The following is a 17,138-nucleotide window of genomic DNA, read 5'->3' as shown; positions in this document are numbered from 1 at the left end:
ATGAGCAACGAAGGTCTCGCATTCATCGTTTTTTCAGCCGGCATGCTGCTGCTCATGGGCATCGGCATGAACATGGGCCTGGCACTGGTCCTGACCGGCGCCGGCATGGCCTGGGTGCTCGGCTTCTGGGACACCCAGCTGCTGGCGCAGAACCTGGTCGCTGGCGTGGACAGCTTTCCGCTGCTGGCCGTGCCGTTTTTCATCCTGGCCGGCGAACTCATGAACTCGGGCGGCATCAGCAGCCGCATCATCGCCATGGCGCAGGCCTGGGTCGGCCACATTCGCGGCGGGCTGGGCTTCGTGGCGATTGCCGCTGCCGTGATGATGGCCAGCATGAGCGGCTCGGCGCTGGCCGACACCGCCGCGCTGGCGACCATCCTGCTGCCGATGATGCGCCAGCAGGGCTACCCGATGCACACCTCGGCCGGCCTGATTGCCTCGGGCGGCATCATCGCGCCGATTATTCCGCCGTCGATGCCCTTCGTGATCTACGGCGTGACCACCAACACGTCGATTTCCGCGCTGTTCATCTCGGGCATCGTGCCGGGCATCATCATGGGCGTCGGCCTGATCATTGCGTGGAAACTGGTGCTGCGCAAAATGGACCTGCCGCAAGGCCAGCCGCTGCCGATGAAGGAACGGCTGCGCGCCACCGCCAGGGCCTTCTGGGCCATGCTGATGCCGATCATCATCATCGGCGGCATGAAATCCGGCGTGTTCACGCCGACCGAAGCGGCCGTGGTGGCCGCGTTCTACGCGCTGTTCGTTGCCCTGTTCGTGCACCGCGAGATGAAACTGGCCGAGATCCACGGCGTGCTGGTGCGCGCGGGCAAGACCACCGCCATCGTCATGTTTTTGTGCGCCGGCGCCCAGGTGGCCAGCTACATGATCACGCTGGCCGACCTGCCGGGCACGCTCACCGGCTGGCTCGGCCCGCTGGTCGAAAGCCCCAAGCTCTTGATGGCGGTGATGATGCTGGTGCTGGTCATCGTCGGCACGGCGCTGGACCTGACGCCGACGATTTTGATCTTCGCGCCGGTGATGCTGCCGATTGCGGTCAAGGCCGGCATCGACCCGGTGTACTTCGGCCTGATGTTCGTGCTCAACGGCGCGATTGGCCTGATCACGCCGCCCGTGGGCACGGTGCTCAACGTGGTGGCCGGCGTCGGCCGCCTGCCGCTGCACCGGGTGATCCAGGGGGTCAATCCTTTTCTCATCACCTATGTGCTGATCCTTGTCATGTTCGTCATCTTTCCCCAGATCGTCACCGCGCCTGTCGCGTGGATGCGCTGAAATCCGTTCACTTTCCCCCACAACTCCAGGAGACTTTTCCATGACTTTTCTTCGCAGAACCGTGATTGCCGCCGCCGCTGCCGCGGCCTTGTCCGCTTCGTTTTCCGCGCTGGCGCAGGACATCAAGCCGCGCCTGATCCGCTTCGGCTACGGCCTGAACGAAGCCAGCAACCAGGGCCGCGCCGCCAAGGTGTTCGCCGACGAGGTCGCCAAGGCATCGGGCGGCAAGATGAAGGTGCGCGCCATCGGCGCCGCCGCGCTTGGCCCCGACACGCAGATGCAGCAGGCGCTGATCGGCGGCGCGCAGGAAATGATGGTCGGCTCGACCGCCACGCTGGTCGGCATCACCAAGGAAATGGCGCTCTGGGACACGCCCTTCCTGATCAACAACACCAAGGAAGCCGACGCCCTGCTCGACGGCCCGATTGGCGACAAGATCAAGGACAAGCTGCAGGAAAAAGGCCTGGTCGGCCTGGTGTACTGGGAAAACGGCTTTCGCAACCTGACCAACAGCAAGCGCCCGGTGACCAAGGTCGAAGACCTGGACGGCATCAAGCTGCGCGTGATGCAGAACAACGTGTTCCTGAGCAGCTTCAAGACGCTGGGCGCCAACGCGATTCCGATGGCGTTTTCCGAGCTGTTCGGCGCGCTGGAAACCAACACCGTCGATGGCCAGGAAAACCCGTTCAACACCATCCTGTCGAGCAAGTTCTACGAGGTGCAGAAGTACCTGACCGTCACCAACCACGTGTACAGCCCGTGGATCGTGCTGGTCAGCAAGAAGTGGTGGGACCAGCTCTCAAAGACCGAGCAGAAGGTGCTGATGGATGCCGCCAAGACCAGCCGCGACTTCGAGCGCAAGGACACGCGCGAGGAAGCCTCCAAGGCCATGGCCGACCTCAAGGCCAAGGGCATGCTGGTCAATGAGCTGGCGCCCGCAGAAGCCGACCGCATGCGCAACAAGCTGACCCGCGTGTATGCCGAAATCGGCACTGAAGTCGGCATGGACGTGTGGATTGCCACCCAGAACGAACTGCTGAAGATTCGCGGCAAGAAATGATGACCCGCGCGCCCGTGACTCGGTATAGTGGGTATTTTTGCCCATGAAAATCGCCCTCATTGCCCATGACCGGAAAAAAGACGACATCGTCCTGCTCGCCCGGGAGTTCGCGCCCTTCCTTTCGGCTTGCCAACTGATGGCGACCGGCACCACCGGGCGCCGGCTCCATGACGAGGCGGGCCTGACGGTCGAGTGCCTGTTGAGCGGCCCGTTCGGCGGCGACCTGCAGATCGGCGCGCGGCTGGCCGTCGGCGACGTGGACGTGGTGGTCTTTCTGCGCGACCCGATGACCGCCCAGCCGCACGAGCCGGACATCAATGCGCTGGTTCGCGCCTGCGACGTGCACAACGTGCCCTGCGCCACCAACCTGGCCGGCGCGCGCATCCTGCTCAGAGGACTGATCCTGCAGGGTTGCGTTCACCCCTGAAGCTGGCGGGCCTGCCTGACGGTCGCTTGACGATTTTTGCAACCGTTTTCACGGACATAATGCAAAAAACCCATAACGCCCATGGACATGACCCCGATCACCGACGCCCTCAAGCACGACGCCGCCTGGGTCGTGTTTGCCAATGTGCTGCTGCAGCAGCTGGGGCTGCCGGTTCCGGCTGTGCCGACCCTGCTGGTCGCCGGCAGCCTGGCCGCCTCTTCGGGCCAGGCCGGACAACTGCTGGCGGCCGCCGTGCTGGCCTCCGTCATCGCTGATTGCATCTGGTATCTGGCGGGGCGCGCGTTTGGCTATCGCGTGCTGTCCGGCCTGTGCAAACTGTCCATCAACCCGGGCTCCTGCGTCTCGGAGACGGAAGGGCGCTTTGTCCGCTGGGGCGCGTGGTCGCTGGTGGTCGCCAAATTCGTTCCGGGTTTTTCCATCGTGGCGCCTCCGATTGCCGGCTCGCTTCGCATGGCGCTGCCCAGTTTCCTGGCCGCGGCCGGTCTGGGCGCTGCCCTGTGGGCGGGGGCGGCCATTTTCCTGGGCTGGTTGTTGCGCGGGGAAGTTCAAGCCGCCCTGGAAACCTTGAGCCGCCATGGTGGCACGGCGCTGGCCATTGTTGCGATGTTCCTGGGGGCCTGGCTGTTGTGGAAAATGTGGCAAAAGTACCGTTTCGAGAAAATGGCGGCGATTCCCCACATCACGCCAGCCGAACTGCTCAAGGCCCTGGCGTCAAGCCAGCCGCCGTTGCTGCTGGATTTTCGCGGCGCGGCCCTGATTGCCCAGGACGGCCCCCTCGAACACGCCACGCCCGCGCAGCTGGACAGCCTGCATCAAGCGGTCGGCGACTGGCCCAGGGAGCACCCTATCGTGACCCTGTGCGCCTGCCCTCACGATGCGACAGCCGTGCATGCGGCACGCGCCTTGATGAAACTGGGCTACACCTGCGTTTCCCCGCTCAAGGGCGGGTACGAAGCCTGGTTGAAACTGGAAAGAGAAGCCGGCAACATGGCCCTCATGGCGGGCAAGCGCTGATCGGAATCAGAGCCCGGCCGTGCCGGCAGCCAGCGGCTGCGCGGCTTCGCTGTCGTCGGCCGGCGGCATATCGCCCTCCTCGACCGTGATGTCCTTGCGCAGCATCTTCACATCGCCAAAAATCGTCGCAAAGGCCACGTCCTTGGCGTCGCGTCCGGTGCCGATGCGCACCAGCCGGTCGATGGGCGCCGACCGGGTGGCGTCGAACAGCACCCAGCGGCCATCCAGCCAGGCCTCGAACACGGCGTGAAAGTCCTGCGGCGGCTCGGCAAAATGCACATAGCCCACCACCAGCCGCGCCGGAATGTTCAGCGCCCGGCACAGCGTGATGCCCAGGTGCGCAAAATCGCGGCACACGCCGACGCGCTGCACGAACACATCCTGCGCCGTGGTGGTGGACTGGGTAAAGCCGGGCTGGTATTCAATCGATTCGTGAATCCAGCTTTCAACTGCGCGCACCCGGCCCATGCCCTGCGGCAGGTGGCCAAACAGCTGCAGCGCAATGCGGCGCATCGAGTCCGATTCGCAATAGCGGCTGGGCATCAGGTCATGCAGCACCTCGTCGGGCAGGGCAGTCACCGGCGATTCATCCAGGTGCAGCGGCACCGGCGCCGAATGCAGCTGCACCCGGGCGTGGTAGTTGACCGACAGGATGCCCTTGGGCGCATCCAGCCGGATGAAGCGGTTGCCGCTGCGCTCGTTGCAAAAGTGGCGCACCTTCATGCTCGGCGTGATGGTGAGCCGCTCCTCGACAACCTCCTGGCCCTCGTGAAAGGCCGCCTCGATGTTGAACAGGAAATGAGCCGGGCCGCTGACCTCGTACTCCAGCAGGCAGTCAAGCAAAGAGGTATGCATGGGGTGGGGGCTTCCTAGGGGAATAACAAAAAAACAGCCGGGCCGTGCGACCCTCTGCAACTGCCCGCCTAATCATGCCTGCGCGGCTTGGCGTGATGGGAATCGGCGCCTGAAAACCAGTTCTTGCAGGTCACGAACACCACGCGCACGGCGCGCTCCAGAATGTCGGCGGAGAGTAGCGAACGGCGGCGCGCCTTGAGGCGAAACACCAGCAGGAACTCGGCAATGCTGGACGGAAATCCCACCTCGCGCTGTGGCTTGATCGCCGGCAAATGGGTGGTGGGCTCGTCCTTGGGGTCGTCGCGATGGGACCAGTTCTGAAAAAGCCGTTCCTTGATGCGTGACATGGCCGTGCCTGGCGCTGCCTTGACAGGAGGTTTCATTTATTTATTTCATCATTTTCTTGGCGGCGCCCACGCCCAGCGCGGCCAGCACGATAAAGATCACGGCCAGAATCAGGAACAGGCCGAACAGCACCTTGGCAATGCCCGCCGCACCCGCCGCCACGCCGCTAAAGCCCAGGGCACCGGCAATCAGCGAAATCACGGCAAAAATAATCGCATATTTAATCATTGTTGTCTCCCTTCAACGCCATCGGCCACAAGGACGAGGCGCTTATTCATCAGCGACCACGCTTCGTAAGGCGATGACCTGAATCATAGAAGACCCAGGCCGCTTTACGGAATAAGCACCGCCCCTTGCGCCGTGTAGGACAGTGCCCTGCCGACAAGAAAAGAAGTGCCAGAATTCAGGGCGCCACGCGGCTATCCTGTCACGATTCGGCATCGGCGTGATGACTATTTTTTCATGCCATCGCAGCCCGATGGTCAAACCGGTCTTGTCTGGCAAAGGCCGTCCGCTGCGGCTAGCATGAAAGGTTTTATGCATCCCGCATTTCAAGCCCCCGGTTCATAATCCGAAGACATTTTGATGAGGATTCACGCTTTCGGCGCCTGTTGCCTGTCACCGTGATCATGCGCCAGCCGCCGGCCCATCCCAACCTGACCCAGGATATTCCAAATGCCCTCTTTATTCGACCCCGTCCAGGCCGGCGACCTGCAGCTTGCCAACCGCATCGTCATGGCGCCGCTGACGCGCAACCGCGCGCCCGATGCCATTCCCACGCCGCTGATGGCCGAGTATTACGCCCAGCGCGCCACGGCCGGCCTGCTCATCACCGAAGCCACGGCCATCAGCCACCAGGCGCAGGGCTATGCCGATGTGCCCGGCCTGTACGGCACCGAGCAGCTCGACGGCTGGAAGCGCGTGACCGGGGCGGTGCATGATGCGGGCGGAAAAATCGTGGTGCAGCTCTGGCATGTGGGCCGCGTCTCGCACAATGAACTGCAGCCGGGCGGTGGCAAGCCGGTCGCGCCCTCGGCCATCACCGCCAGGACCAAGACCGTGCTGATCAAGGACGGCGCGCCGGTCTTCGTGCCCACGTCGGAGCCGCGCGCGCTCGACGCCGAAGAACTGCCCGAGATCGTCCACACCTACCGGGCTGCCGCGCTCAATGCGGTCGAAACCACCGGCTTTGACGGCGTCGAGATCCACGGCGCCAACGGCTACCTGCTCGACCAGTTCCTCAAAAACGGCTCCAACCAGCGCACCGACGACTACGGCGGCCCCATCCGCAACCGCGCCCGCCTGCTGCTCGAAGTCACGCGCGCCATCGTCGATGCGATTGGCGGCGGCCGCACCGGCATTCGCCTGTCGCCGGTCACGCTGGCCAACGATGCGTTCGACAGCGACCCGCAGCCGCTGTTCGAGCATGTGGTCAAGCAGCTGGCCAGGCTGGACCTGGCCTACCTCCACATCATCGAAGGCGCCACCGGCGGCGCGCGCGACCTGCCCGAGCGTCCGTTCGACTACGCAGCGCTGAAGGCGGCTTACCGCGCCGCCGGCGGCAAGGGCGCCTGGATGGTGAACAACGGCTACGACAAGGCCATGGCCGAGCAGGCCGTGAAGGACGGCGCCGACCTGGTCGCCTTCGGCAAACCGTTCATCGCCAACCCGGACCTGGTGCAGCGCCTGCGCAGCAACGCGCCGCTCAACCAGCCCGATCCGGCGACGTTTTACGGCGGCGGCGCCGAAGGCTACACCGACTACCCGGACCACGAAGAGCTGGTGAACTGAGCGCTTCCTCAAGGCCCTGAAAAAGCTGCCCGGCATGGCTGCCCGGCAGCTTTTTTTATGCCTTCGTCAACGCCCCGACACGCGGGCGGCGCGACATGCAAGCGCTACCATAGCGGCCATGCTCAACAAGCCCCGCATCCTGGTCGTCGAAGACGAATCCGGCATCGCCGACACGCTGCAATATGTCCTGGCGACCGATGGCTTCGCGCCGGTCTGGTGCAGCACCGCCGGGCAGGCGCTGCGCGAATTTTCGGCCGGGTTGCCGGCCTTGGTCATCCTCGATATCGGCCTGCCCGACCTCAACGGCTTCGAGCTGTTCAAGCGCCTGCAAGCCTTGCCCGGCGGCGCACAGGTGCCAATGCTGTTCTTGACCGCGCGCAGCGACGAGATCGACCGCGTGGTGGGGCTGGAGCTGGGCGCCGACGACTACATCGCCAAACCCTTTTCGCCGCGCGAGCTGGTGGCTAGAGTGCGCGGCATCCTGCGCCGCAGCGTGCGCCCGCCGCCCGCCGCGCCACTGCTTGACGCGCCACCGCCAGCGCCGGGCGCCGCCCCCCTGACCCTGCGCGCCGCGCCCGCCGCCACGCCGTTCGCGCTCGACGAGGAGCGCCGCCAGATCCGCTTTTACGGCCGGGTGCTGGAGCTGTCGCGCTACGAATACGGCATCTTGCGGCTGCTGGTGCTCAGGCCCGGCCGCGTCTTCACGCGCGACGAGCTGTTCGACCAGGTGTGGACCGAGCGCAGCGGCAGCCTGGACCGCACGATTGACGCGCACATCAAGACCCTGCGCGCCAAGCTCAAGGCCGTGGCGCCGCACACCGAGCCGATACGCACCTCGCGCGGCACGGGCTACGCGCTGAGCGAAGCGCTGCCGGCGCAGAAGCATTGAATGCCACCAACGGTGGCAAATCCGTGCAAGTTCCGGCCGCAGGACCGGCTTTGCCGGACTGCAGGCGGGGCGGCCCCCTCGGGGGGCAGCGAACCACACGCAGTGGGGAGCGTGGGGGCTAATTGACCAAGCGCAACCGCATCTTCATCGGCATCCTGCTGATTTACGCGGCGGGCATCGCCCTGATGCTCTACAGCGTCGTGGCCGACATCGACCCGCGCTACCGCGAGTCGGCCGAGGAGTCGCTGGTCGAAACCTCGCACCTGCTGGCCGGCCTGGTCGAGCAGGACGTGCGCGCCGGCGCCATCGACACGGCGCGGCTGGAGCCGCTGTTCAAGGCGCTGTATGCGCGCGAGTTTCACGCGCGGATCTATTCAGTCAGCAAGACCCGCGTCGAGATGCGCGCCTACGTCACCGACCGGCAGGGCCGGGTGCTGTTCGACTCGCTGGGCAAGTCGGCCGGCGCCGATTTTTCGCAATGGCACGATGTCGGCCTGACGCTCGAAGGCCGCTACGGCGCGCGCTCCACGCGCGATGTGAAGGACGACCCGCGCACCTCGGTGATGTACGTGGGCGCGCCGATCCGCTGGAACAACGAGATCATCGGCGTCGCCAGCGTCGGCAAGCCGGTCACCAGCTTCGGCCAGTTCGTCTCGGCGGCGCGCGAGAAAACCCTGTACGTCGGGCTGGTGTCGGTGCTGGCGGTGCTGCTGCTGGCGGTGATCGTCTCGGTCTGGCTGGTGCGCCCGTTCGGTTTGATCTCGGACTACGTGCGCTATGTGCGCGCCCAGCGCTCGTTCAGTTTTCCCCGGCTGGGGCGGCGCGCGCTCGGCGCGCTCGGCGCGGCCTACGACGAGATGCGCGACGCGCTGGCCGGGCGCAACTACGTCGCCGACTATGTGCAGACGCTGACGCACGAGGTCAAAAGCCCGCTGTCGGCGATTCGCGGCGCGGCCGAGCTGCTGCAGGAGCCCGGCATGCCACAGGCCGAGCGCCAGCGTTTCCTGGCCAACATCACGCGCGAGGCCGGCCGCATCCAGGAAATGGTGGACCGCATGATGGAGCTGACCGCGCTGGAGACGCGCCGCTCGCTCGACAGCGTGCAGCCCGTGGCCTTGAAACCGCTGCTGGAAGAACTCGCCAGCGCCGCGCAGGACGTCGCCCGGCTGCGCAACATTCGCATCGAGGTCGATGCGCCCGAAGACGCGGCGGTCGAGGGCGATGCCTTCCTGCTGCGCCGCGCCGTCAGCAACTTGCTGGACAACGCTGTGGACTTTTCACCGGAGGGCAGCCAGGTCGTGCTGTCGCTGCACCTGGCCGCGCGCACCGTGCGCGTGCAGGTGCGCGACCGGGGGCCGGGCATTCCCGACTACGCGCAGGACAAGGTGTTCGAGAAGTTCTACTCGCTGGCCCGCCCGCATTCACGCAAGAAAAGCACCGGACTGGGACTGGCGTTCGTGAAGGAAATCGCGTCGCTGCACCATGGGCGCATCGAGCTGGTCAATGCGGACGGCGGCGGGGCGCTGGCTACGCTGTCGCTGCCGCGCCTGGCGGGGTAGGTGGGGTAGGCGGTAAGAAAGACTTTTGACGCTCAGGTGCCTGCGCTGAAAAGTCTCATTTGATGCAGGATGATGCTTTTATTGATGCAAAAGCAAGGAACACCATGCGCACGACGCTCACCATCGATGACCATCTTTTTGCCAAGGCGCTTGCCCTGGCCGAGCCTGGAATGGAGAAGTCCGAGCTGATTCGTGAATGCGTCAAGGCGTTCATCCAGCGCCAGATCGCTCGCCGGCTGGCAGCCCTGGGCGGCCAGGCGCCTGACATTGAGTTGGCGCCCCGTCGCCGTGAAGAGGCTATCTGAACCCTGAACAAGCGGCTTGAATTGCTCGCAACCGAGTCAAGCAAAGGCTACCGGCCAGCGTTGCACTCCTGAAAGTCAGGACTGGCCTGCCCGCTGGGTCGCAACCCAGCGCAATGACTCCTGATTTCATAGCTGCTTGCGCATATACAGCTTGCGCCAGAGTCACTTTTTACCCTTGAAAAGTGCTTCAAAGCCAGCATTCCGAGGTGCAAAAGGCGCGCAAAGACCTGATTCCAGCCGCCCCGACACCTGTTTTCACCATAAAATCAGCCTCCAGCGCAATGAATACGGGCGCAAGCAGCTATTAAATAAATAGCAAATTGAAGATCTGAGCCTGTGCCGGCGCCAGCGCTTCACGCCGACTTCACACAAGCTGCCCGCAGGCTTCAAACCGCCTTCCCATGCGGCCGCGATGCTTGGGGTTCATGCACTGTCGCATGCGCCCCAAGGAGTCCCGCATGGAGCCCACACTTTCCCCGAATACCCGCGCCGCGCGCTGGCTCTGGCTTGCCACCGCCAGCCTGGCGACGGTCTGTTTCATCGCGCTGTCGGCCAGCAGCGCGCAGGCGCAGGACAACGCCAGCGCGCCCCGGCTGAAAACCGAAAGCCCGTACTTCTTCGTCAAGAGCGACACGCCCGGCGTGGACGCGCTGCCGCTCAAATCCACCTCGGTCGATGTGCAGATTTCCGGCGTGATTGCCGATGTCACCGTCACCCAGCGTTACAAGAACGAAGGCCAGCGCGCCATCGAGGCGCGCTATGTCTTTCCCGCTTCGACGCGCGCCGCCGTCTATGGCATGAACGTGCGGCTGGCCGACCGGCTGATCACCGCCGACATCCGCGAAAAGCAGCAGGCGCGCATCGAATACGACGCCGCCAAAAAGGAAGGCAAGACCGCCGCCTTGCTGGAGCAGCACCTGCCCAATGTGTTCGAGATGAACGTCGCCAACATCCTGCCCGGCGACGACGTGAAGGTCGAGCTGCGCTACACCGAACTCTTGATTCCGCAGTCGGGCAACTACCAGTTCGTGTTTCCTACCGTGGTCGGCCCGCGCTACAACAGCGCGCAATCCAGCCAGGCGCAGGCGAAATGGGTAGCCCAGCCCTACCTGCCGGCGGGGCAGGCGTCGGCGACGGCGTTTGACATCAAGGTCAAGCTGGCCACGCCCATAGCCATCAAGGAAGTGTCTTCCGGCTCGCACAGCATCGACGTGACCAAAGACGGCGACGAGCGCGCAGCCGTGTCCCTGCGCAGCGGCGGCCAGCCCGGCAACAACCGCGACTTCATCCTCGACTACCGGCTGGCCGGCGAGCGCATCGAGTCGGGCGTGATGCTCTACAAGGGGCAGGGCGCCGAGGGCGCCAGCGGCGAGAACTTCTTCCTCGCCATGATCGAGCCGCCCAAGCAGGTGGCGACGCAGGCCATCAACCCGCGCGACTACATCTTCGTAGTCGATATCTCGGGCTCGATGCACGGCTTTCCGCTGGACACGGCCAAGACCTTGATGCGCGAGCTGATCGGCAAGCTGCGCCCCAGCGACACCTTCAACGTGCTGCTGTTCTCGGGCAGCAACCGCTTTCTGAGCCCCGCATCGGTCCCGGCCACGCAGGCCAATATCGAGCAGGCGGTGCGCACCATCGACGAGATGGGCGGCGGTGGCGGCACCGAGCTGATTCCGGCGCTCAAGCGCGTGTATGCCGAACCCAAGGCGGCCGACGTGTCGCGCACCGTGGTCGTGGTGACCGACGGCTTCGTCACGGTCGAGCGCGAAGCCTTCGAGCTGGTGCGCCGCAACCTGTCGCAGGCCAATTTGTTTTCGTTCGGCATCGGCTCGTCGGTCAATCGCCATCTGATGGAAGGCCTGGCGCGCGCCGGCATGGGCGAGCCCTTCATCATCACCCAGCCGTCGGAGGCCAAAGCCCAGGCCGAGCGCTTTCGCAAGCTGATCGAGTCGCCGGTGCTGACCAGCGTGAAGCTGCGCTTCGAGGGCCTGGACGTGTATGACGTGGAGCCCGCGCAGTTGCCCGACGTGCTGGGCGAGCGCCCGGTGGTGGTGTTCGGCAAATGGCGCGGCGATATCAACGGTAAAGCGCAAGGTCAGGTCATCATTGACGGCCAGAGCGCCAGCGGCCCGTACCGCAACGCGGTGACCGTGCCAGCGCAAAACGGCCAGAACACGGCCGCGCTGCGCTACCTGTGGGCGCGCCACCGCATCGCCAGCCTGTCGGACCAGGAAGCGCTGGAAGGCGGCGACGCGCAGCGCCAGCGCATCACCGCGCTGGGCCTGCAGTACAACCTGCTGACGCAGTACACGAGTTTCCTGGCGGTTGACCAGCTGGTGCGCAACCTGCAGCCGCAGGACGTCACCGGCGTGAACCAGCCTTCGCCGCTGCCGCAGGGCGTGAGCAACCTGGCGGTGGGCGAAGTGTCCATCGGCGCCGAAGTGCCCGGAACGCCCGAGCCCGCCACCTGGGGCGCGGTGATCGTGCTGCTGTCGGTGCTGGCCCTGCTGGCGCGGCGCGAGCGCAGGGCAGCGCGCGGCAACAGCCGCCAGAACGCTGCCCGGTTCACGGCCTGATCGCGCCCTGCGACTGCCTTTACCCAGGAGATTGGTGATGCCCTTGACGCAAACCCGCAAGCTGCCCGGTTACTCCGGTCTGCCCGCATCGCCCGGCTTCGTGCGCTTGGGCATCCGCATCGACACCGCGCCGGCCTGGCTTTGGCTGGCGCTGCTGGCAGCCACGCTCTGGCCGACCTGGCTGTGGATGGGCAGGCGCATGCTGGACCATTCCGACGACCCGCTGGGCCTGCTGGCGCTGGCGGCGCTCGGGCTGCTGGTGGCACGCCACCGGCTGCGGCTGCGCTCGTCACCGCGCCTGGCATGGTTTGCGCTGGCGCTTGCTGGCGCCGTTGCCGCCACCGCCGCGCAGGGCCTGCTGCCGGCGCTGGTGGTGTCGCTGCTGGCCCTGCTGGCGCTGGCCGCCGGGCTGGCCGCCTTTTTGCCGGCGGGCGTGGCGAGCGCGCCGGTCGTCGGCCTGTCGGTGCTGGCGCTGCCGCTGCTGGCATCGCTGCAGTTCTACGCGGGTTTTCCGCTGCGGGTCATCACGGCGGAAGCCAGCCGCTGGCTGCTGCTGGCCAGCCATGAAGTCGAGCGCAGCGGCGCCAGCCTGCGGGTGGACGGCCACCCGGTCATCGTCGATGCGCCGTGCTCGGGCGTGCAGATGGCCTGGCTGGGCTACTTCACGGCCTGCGTGGTGACGCTGTACCTGGGGCGCGCCAACCGCAGCTTCTTTACCCGCCTGCCCGCCGTCGGCGTGCTGGTGCTGGCGGGCAACATCGTTCGCAACACGCTGCTGGTGGCCGCCGAAGCCTCGGGTAATCACCTGCCCGGCTGGGCGCATGAAAGCGTAGGCTTGGTGGCGCTGGCGGCCGTCTGCGGCGCGATTGCCTTTGTGATGAGCCGCCCCGAAGGAGGCCTTCGTGCTTGAAAACACCTTCATCAACCGCGTGCTGCACAAGACGCTGTGGGCCGTGCTGCTGCTGGCCTGCATGCTGTGGTCGGTCACCGTCGCCAGCCGCCAGCCGGACGCCCTGCGGCCCACGCCAGAAATCGTCAGCGAGTTGCCCTCGCAATGGCAGGGCCGGGCGCTGCGGCCGCTGGCGCTCAGCGATGTCGAACAGCGTTTTGCCCGCAATTTCCCCGGCACGCTGAGCCGCATGACCGACGGCCGGCAGGTGCTGGTGCTGCGCAGTGTCAACCAGCCGACGCGCATGCTGCACCCGGCCATCGACTGCTACCAGGGGCTGGGTTACCGCATCGCCGCGCAGCAGCTCGAACTCGACCGCGAAGGCACGCTGTGGCGCTGCTTCGAAGCCCTGCAGCCCGGCGGCGGCCAGCGCCTGCGGGTCTGCGAGCGCATCGTCGATGCAGGCGGCCAGGGCTTCACCGACACCTCGGCCTGGTACTGGGCCGCCGTCATGGGCCAGTCGCCGGGGCCGTGGCAGGCGATCACCGTGGCGAGGCCGCTGTGACCGCCCGGCGCACCTTCGCCCGGGTCATGGCGGGTTTGCTGGCGCTGTCGGCGGCCCTGGTGGTGGCGCTGTACCTGGTCGTCAAAACCCTGCTCGCGCCGCTGCCCGGCGAATGGGCCACGTCGATTCGCCTCGGCCCGGTGCGGCTTCAGGCGAGCGTTCCCGCGCTGCTCCGCCTGGCCACCGCGCCCTGGCTGGCGCCCCTGCTTGATGGCCGGACGGTGGCGGCGTACAACGGGCCGGTGCATCTGGCCTGGCAGGAGGACAGCCAGACGCTGGCGGCGCGTTGCGCGCCCTGCGCCGTGCAGGCGCCAGGACTGGGCGGCGAGCCGGTTGAGGTCGATGAACTCCGGCTCACGGTCCAGCGCCACGGCGAGCAGCTGAACGGCGAAGTCTCGTCAGGCCAAGTGAAGGCCATCTTGCACGGCGATTTGAGCAAGGGCGGCTTGCGCCTGCGCCTGCAGTTGCCCATGACCCCCATGGCCGATGCGTATGCGCTGTTCGGCGCGTCGATTCCCGAAGTCGCGCGGGCGCGCATCGAAGGCCGGCTGGCATTGAGCGCCACGCTGGCCCTGCCGGGCGGCGAGTTCAGCATGACACCGCAGATCGAAGCCTTCCAGGTCAGCGGACTGGGCACCGAAGCGCTGGTCAATGCGCGCTCGGCCTGCAGCGAAGTTACCTCGCGCCTGACGCCTGAAAGCTGGCTGGCGCGCGCCGTGATCGCCGCCGAGGACCAGCGCTTTTACGAGCACGGCGGCTACGACTTGGCCGAACTCGGCGCCGCGCTGGCGCAGAACCAGAACATCCGTGAAGAAGGCAGGGCCGGGCGCGGCGCCAGCACGCTGACCCAGCAGCTGGCCAAGCTGCTGGTCACCGGCGACGAGCGCAGCCCGGTGCGCAAGCTGCGCGAGTTGCTGTATGCGGTGGAAATGGAGCAGACCCTGGGCAAGAACCGCATCCTGCGGCTCTACCTGGCGCATGCGCCGTGGGGAAATGGGATTTGCGGCGCCGAGGCCGCATCAAGACGCTACTTCGGCCGCCCGGCGACTGCGCTGAATCCGTCGCAGGCCGCCTGGCTGGCCGCCATGCTGCACAACCCGGCGCTGGAAGCCGAACGCTGGGCGAGTACCGGCCAGATCAACGTGACGCGCACGCAGTGGGTGCTGATGGGGATGCGCGCCCTGCCGCGCAGGCAGCGCATGCGGCTGGCGCAGGAGCTGGAAAAGCCGGCGCCAGACACATGGAAGCCGCCAGCGGTCGGGCCGTGAGGGTGGCAGTCCGTGTTGGCGCTATAAAAATAGTAGCTGAGTGCGCAGGTGATGATTGCGCCAGAAGGCGATTTGACAGTCAAAATCGCTGCCAATGAAAGGAATCATTCGGACTGGTTTAACTCGCGTAACTCGACCATTGCCTGCGCTTGCGGAACAGCGCTGAAACCAAAACCGACCGGAACGTAGGCCACGTTCGGCAGGACGATGGGACTACCGGTGATGGAAGGTTCAAATCGAAGGAACTTGCGCTCCCCGGCAAGCAACACCACTTCGGCAGTCCTTGCCTTCATGAAAAAATCCTGAAGTCCAGCCTTCATCAGAACCACATGCGTTCCGGGCGTTGTGCGCAATGCAACAAAGCCGGCATTTTTCAGCATGCCCACCTCTTTCCCATCCAGATGCACGTAGTAAGCGACGCCGCCCCGAACCAACCGGTCTGGCCGATAGACCACGATTTCGCCAGCGTCCGAATCTGGTTTTTCCAAGCCTTGAAACTTGGCGCCCGTGGCGCTGCAACCGGACAGCAACAGACAGCCCAAGGCCAATGCCCACAAAGTGAAATGCCGGTTCCGTGGAGTGGAAAAGCCTGAAAGTCGCTGGAGATTCATGGGGTATTCGCTTTCATAAACACGGTTGCTGTCAGTAAAGCTAGCCCATGGAATGCATGGGTCAACTCGCATCGCTATTAAATGCATAGCTAGCTGCGCACGCGCTTCATGCGCTGCAAGCCAATTTGACCATTAAAACTGAACTTCAGCGTTTTCCGACCAGCGCAAGTCCTGCCAGCGCCGCCAGTTCCGGGTCAACGGCAAGCGTCACCGCGCTGACCACCGCCACGCCATCGACGCCGCAGGCCAGCACGCCGGGCAGGCGCTCCAGCGAAATGCCACCAATCGCCACCACCGGATACGGCACGGCCAGCGTGGCCCATTCTTTCAATTGCGTCAGCCCGACCGGCGCGTAGGGCATGACTTTCAGCGTGGTCGGGTAGATCGGCCCAATCGCCAGATAGGACGGCTGCACCGCATGGGCGCGCGCCAGTTCGGCCGGCGTGTGGGTGCTCAGGCCCAGCCGCAGGCCCGCGCGGCGCAGGGCCTCGATGTCGGCCGTGTCCAGGTCTTCCTGACCCAGGTGCACGCCGTAGGCGCCGGCCGCCAGGGCGAGTTGCCAGTGGTCGTTGATGAACACCTGCGCGCCCGGCACTTTTTTGCCGGCTTCGACAGCGGCGTTCACTTCCCGTTCAATGTCGGCCGGCGTGTGGCCGGCCGCCTTGAAGCGCAGCTGCACCGTGCGCACGCCCCAGCCGAGCAGGCGCTGGACCCAGGCGGCGTCATGCACCACGGGGTAAAAGCCGATGGGGCCGGTCAGGGGGGCGAAAGGCGCGGAAGCAGTCATGGCGGTCACCGGGTTAAAGAATTCTTCGTATGGCTCCTTCCCCCAGCGGGGGAAGGAGCAAGTCAGGTCGCATGCCAGAACGGCACGCCGACGGTGGAGGTAGAGGCCTGCGCGGCGGCGCGTTCCGGCATCGGCGTCGATTCATACGCCGCGCGCCCAGCCGCCACGCCATCGGCAAAGGCACGCGCCATGCGCACCGGATCGCCCGCCTGCGCGACGGCGGTGTTCAGCAGCACGGCGTCAAAGCCCAGCTCCATCACCTGCGCGGCATGCGACGGCCGGCCCAGTCCGGCATCGACGATCAGCACCGCGTCCGGCAGGCGGCGGCGCATGGTTTCCAGCGCGTAAGGGTTGAGCGGCCCGCGCCCGGTGCCAATCGGCGCGGCCCACGGCATCACCGCCGCGCAGCCCGCCGCGTGCAGGCGCTGCGCCATCACCAGGTCGTCGGTGGTGTAGGCAAACACCGCAAAGCCGTCTTTCGCCAAGGTCGTAGCGGCTTCGAGCGTGGCCACGGTGTCGGGCTGCAGCGTGTAGTCGTCGCCGATCACTTCGAGCTTGATCCAGGTCGTGCCGAAAATCTCGCGCGCCATCTGCGCCAGCGTGATGGCTTCACTGGCGCTGTGGCAGCCGGCCGTGTTGGGCAAAATGTGGCAGCCCAGCGCCTGGATGCGCTGCCAGAAGCTGCTGCCGCCGCCGGTTTCGGGCTGCAGCCGGCGCAGGCCGACGGTCAGCACCTCGGTCCCGCTGGCGCGCACCGCATCGCCGAGCACCTGCGGCGACGGGTAATGCGAGGTGCCGAGGAAAAAGCGGCTGGAAAGCGTCGTTCCGGCAACGCTCCACGGGCTGCCGTGGGCGATGGAACTGTTCATGGGATTGCTCA

The 17,138-nt window shown here is 65.8% G+C and carries 18 protein-coding genes; 12 read left to right on the top strand and 6 right to left on the bottom strand.

Annotated elements, in window-relative coordinates; genetic code table 11:
- The 4 genes from ABLV49_RS00230 (at window position 1) to ABLV49_RS00215 (ending at window position 3,815) form a co-directional block, all read left to right on the top strand.
- On the top strand, window positions 1-1,293 hold the full coding sequence (locus tag ABLV49_RS00230) for a TRAP transporter large permease (protein ID WP_349279562.1): 1,293 nt from the start codon (window positions 1-3) through the stop codon (window positions 1,291-1,293).
- A gap of 40 nt (window positions 1,294-1,333) precedes the next feature.
- Window positions 1,334-2,353, top strand: a complete 1,020-nt coding sequence (locus ABLV49_RS00225; protein WP_349279560.1) for a TRAP transporter substrate-binding protein — start codon at window positions 1,334-1,336, stop codon at window positions 2,351-2,353.
- Between the two features lie 37 nt (window positions 2,354-2,390).
- A complete protein-coding gene (locus tag ABLV49_RS00220; protein WP_349279559.1) occupies window positions 2,391-2,780 on the top strand; it encodes a methylglyoxal synthase in 390 nt (129 codons plus the stop codon).
- 81 nt (window positions 2,781-2,861) lie between these two features.
- Window positions 2,862-3,815, top strand: a complete 954-nt coding sequence (locus tag ABLV49_RS00215; protein ID WP_349279557.1) for a VTT domain-containing protein — start codon at window positions 2,862-2,864, stop codon at window positions 3,813-3,815.
- Between the two features lie 6 nt (window positions 3,816-3,821).
- Here the strand turns inward: ABLV49_RS00215 and ABLV49_RS00210 are convergent, their stop codons facing one another.
- The 3 genes from ABLV49_RS00210 to ABLV49_RS00200 form a co-directional block, all read right to left on the bottom strand.
- Window positions 3,822-4,670, bottom strand: a complete 849-nt coding sequence (locus ABLV49_RS00210; RefSeq protein ID WP_349279555.1) for a transglutaminase-like domain-containing protein — start codon at window positions 4,668-4,670, stop codon at window positions 3,822-3,824.
- A 68-nt stretch (window positions 4,671-4,738) separates the two neighbouring features.
- The gene (locus tag ABLV49_RS00205) at window positions 4,739-5,053 is read right to left on the bottom strand and encodes a hypothetical protein (RefSeq protein WP_349279553.1); all 315 of its coding nucleotides are present in this window, start codon (window positions 5,051-5,053) and stop codon (window positions 4,739-4,741) included.
- 4 nt (window positions 5,054-5,057) lie between these two features.
- On the bottom strand, window positions 5,058-5,243 hold the full coding sequence (locus tag ABLV49_RS00200) for a DUF1328 domain-containing protein (protein WP_011799468.1): 186 nt from the start codon (window positions 5,241-5,243) through the stop codon (window positions 5,058-5,060).
- Window positions 5,244-5,690: 447 nt separating this feature from the next.
- Here ABLV49_RS00200 and ABLV49_RS00195 point away from each other — a divergent pair, with 447 nt between their 5' ends.
- From ABLV49_RS00195 to ABLV49_RS00160, 8 genes are all read left to right on the top strand, one after another.
- Entirely contained in the window at window positions 5,691-6,806 is a 1,116-nt protein-coding gene (locus ABLV49_RS00195; protein WP_349279551.1) for an alkene reductase, read from the top strand.
- A 118-nt stretch (window positions 6,807-6,924) separates the two neighbouring features.
- On the top strand, window positions 6,925-7,695 hold the full coding sequence (gene creB / locus ABLV49_RS00190; protein ID WP_349279549.1) for a two-component system response regulator CreB: 771 nt from the start codon (window positions 6,925-6,927) through the stop codon (window positions 7,693-7,695).
- 122 nt (window positions 7,696-7,817) lie between these two features.
- Window positions 7,818-9,254: a two-component system sensor histidine kinase CreC gene (creC, locus tag ABLV49_RS00185; RefSeq protein WP_349279547.1), complete on the top strand. Its 1,437-nt coding sequence runs from the start codon at window positions 7,818-7,820 to the stop codon at window positions 9,252-9,254.
- Window positions 9,255-9,358: 104 nt separating this feature from the next.
- Window positions 9,359-9,559 (top strand): type II toxin-antitoxin system VapB family antitoxin, encoded by a 201-nt coding sequence (locus ABLV49_RS00180; protein ID WP_349279546.1) that lies wholly within the window; start codon window positions 9,359-9,361, stop codon window positions 9,557-9,559.
- Between the two features lie 458 nt (window positions 9,560-10,017).
- On the top strand, window positions 10,018-12,138 hold the full coding sequence (locus ABLV49_RS00175) for a VIT and vWA domain-containing protein (RefSeq protein ID WP_349279544.1): 2,121 nt from the start codon (window positions 10,018-10,020) through the stop codon (window positions 12,136-12,138).
- A 37-nt stretch (window positions 12,139-12,175) separates the two neighbouring features.
- Window positions 12,176-13,048 (top strand): exosortase Q, encoded by an 873-nt coding sequence (xrtQ, locus tag ABLV49_RS00170; RefSeq protein WP_349279541.1) that lies wholly within the window; start codon window positions 12,176-12,178, stop codon window positions 13,046-13,048.
- Window positions 13,041-13,592: a hypothetical protein gene (locus ABLV49_RS00165; protein ID WP_349279539.1), complete on the top strand. Its 552-nt coding sequence runs from the start codon at window positions 13,041-13,043 to the stop codon at window positions 13,590-13,592. The genes xrtQ and ABLV49_RS00165 overlap by 8 nt, the downstream gene beginning before the upstream one ends.
- The gene (locus ABLV49_RS00160; protein WP_349279537.1) at window positions 13,589-14,860 is read left to right on the top strand and encodes a biosynthetic peptidoglycan transglycosylase; all 1,272 of its coding nucleotides are present in this window, start codon (window positions 13,589-13,591) and stop codon (window positions 14,858-14,860) included. The genes ABLV49_RS00165 and ABLV49_RS00160 overlap by 4 nt, the downstream gene beginning before the upstream one ends.
- Window positions 14,861-14,964: 104 nt before the next feature.
- On the opposite strand, the gene ABLV49_RS00155 is transcribed toward ABLV49_RS00160, so the two are convergent.
- The 3 genes from ABLV49_RS00155 to ABLV49_RS00145 all read right to left on the bottom strand — a co-directional run bounded on the left by ABLV49_RS00155 (window position 14,965) and on the right by ABLV49_RS00145 (window position 17,127).
- Window positions 14,965-15,471: a DUF2846 domain-containing protein gene (locus ABLV49_RS00155; protein WP_349279535.1), complete on the bottom strand. Its 507-nt coding sequence runs from the start codon at window positions 15,469-15,471 to the stop codon at window positions 14,965-14,967.
- A 145-nt stretch (window positions 15,472-15,616) separates the two neighbouring features.
- Window positions 15,617-16,258: a thiamine phosphate synthase gene (gene thiE, locus ABLV49_RS00150; protein ID WP_349279533.1), complete on the bottom strand. Its 642-nt coding sequence runs from the start codon at window positions 16,256-16,258 to the stop codon at window positions 15,617-15,619.
- Between the two features lie 62 nt (window positions 16,259-16,320).
- A complete protein-coding gene (locus ABLV49_RS00145; RefSeq protein WP_349281544.1) occupies window positions 16,321-17,127 on the bottom strand; it encodes a thiazole synthase in 807 nt (268 codons plus the stop codon).
- Window positions 17,128-17,138: the final 11 nt, after the last annotated feature.

Origin of the sequence: Polaromonas hydrogenivorans, assembly GCF_040105105.1 — a bacterium.
Lineage (GTDB): Bacteria > Pseudomonadota > Gammaproteobacteria > Burkholderiales > Burkholderiaceae_C > Polaromonas > Polaromonas hydrogenivorans.
The sequence above is the reverse complement of the archived record's forward strand: the minus strand, read 5'-3'. Positions and strand labels throughout refer to the sequence as shown.

Excerpts from the sequence above, each read along its gene's own strand:
- ABLV49_RS00230 (WP_349279562.1), top strand. The coding sequence starts at position 1 with ATGAGCAACGAAGGTCTCGCATTCATCGTTTTTTCAGCCGGCATGCTG.
- ABLV49_RS00225 (WP_349279560.1), top strand. The coding sequence starts at position 1,334 with ATGACTTTTCTTCGCAGAACCGTGATTGCCGCCGCCGCTGCCGCGGCC.
- ABLV49_RS00215 (WP_349279557.1), top strand. The coding sequence starts at position 2,862 with ATGGACATGACCCCGATCACCGACGCCCTCAAGCACGACGCCGCCTGG.
- ABLV49_RS00210 (WP_349279555.1), bottom strand. The coding sequence starts at position 4,670 with ATGCATACCTCTTTGCTTGACTGCCTGCTGGAGTACGAGGTCAGCGGC.
- ABLV49_RS00205 (WP_349279553.1), bottom strand. The coding sequence starts at position 5,053 with ATGAAACCTCCTGTCAAGGCAGCGCCAGGCACGGCCATGTCACGCATC.
- ABLV49_RS00200 (WP_011799468.1), bottom strand. The coding sequence starts at position 5,243 with ATGATTAAATATGCGATTATTTTTGCCGTGATTTCGCTGATTGCCGGT.
- ABLV49_RS00195 (WP_349279551.1), top strand. The coding sequence starts at position 5,691 with ATGCCCTCTTTATTCGACCCCGTCCAGGCCGGCGACCTGCAGCTTGCC.
- creB (WP_349279549.1), top strand. The coding sequence starts at position 6,925 with ATGCTCAACAAGCCCCGCATCCTGGTCGTCGAAGACGAATCCGGCATC.
- ABLV49_RS00180 (WP_349279546.1), top strand. The coding sequence starts at position 9,359 with ATGCGCACGACGCTCACCATCGATGACCATCTTTTTGCCAAGGCGCTT.
- ABLV49_RS00175 (WP_349279544.1), top strand. The coding sequence starts at position 10,018 with ATGGAGCCCACACTTTCCCCGAATACCCGCGCCGCGCGCTGGCTCTGG.
- xrtQ (WP_349279541.1), top strand. The coding sequence starts at position 12,176 with ATGCCCTTGACGCAAACCCGCAAGCTGCCCGGTTACTCCGGTCTGCCC.
- ABLV49_RS00155 (WP_349279535.1), bottom strand. The coding sequence starts at position 15,471 with ATGAATCTCCAGCGACTTTCAGGCTTTTCCACTCCACGGAACCGGCAT.
- thiE (WP_349279533.1), bottom strand. The coding sequence starts at position 16,258 with ATGACTGCTTCCGCGCCTTTCGCCCCCCTGACCGGCCCCATCGGCTTT.
- ABLV49_RS00145 (WP_349281544.1), bottom strand. The coding sequence starts at position 17,127 with ATGAACAGTTCCATCGCCCACGGCAGCCCGTGGAGCGTTGCCGGAACG.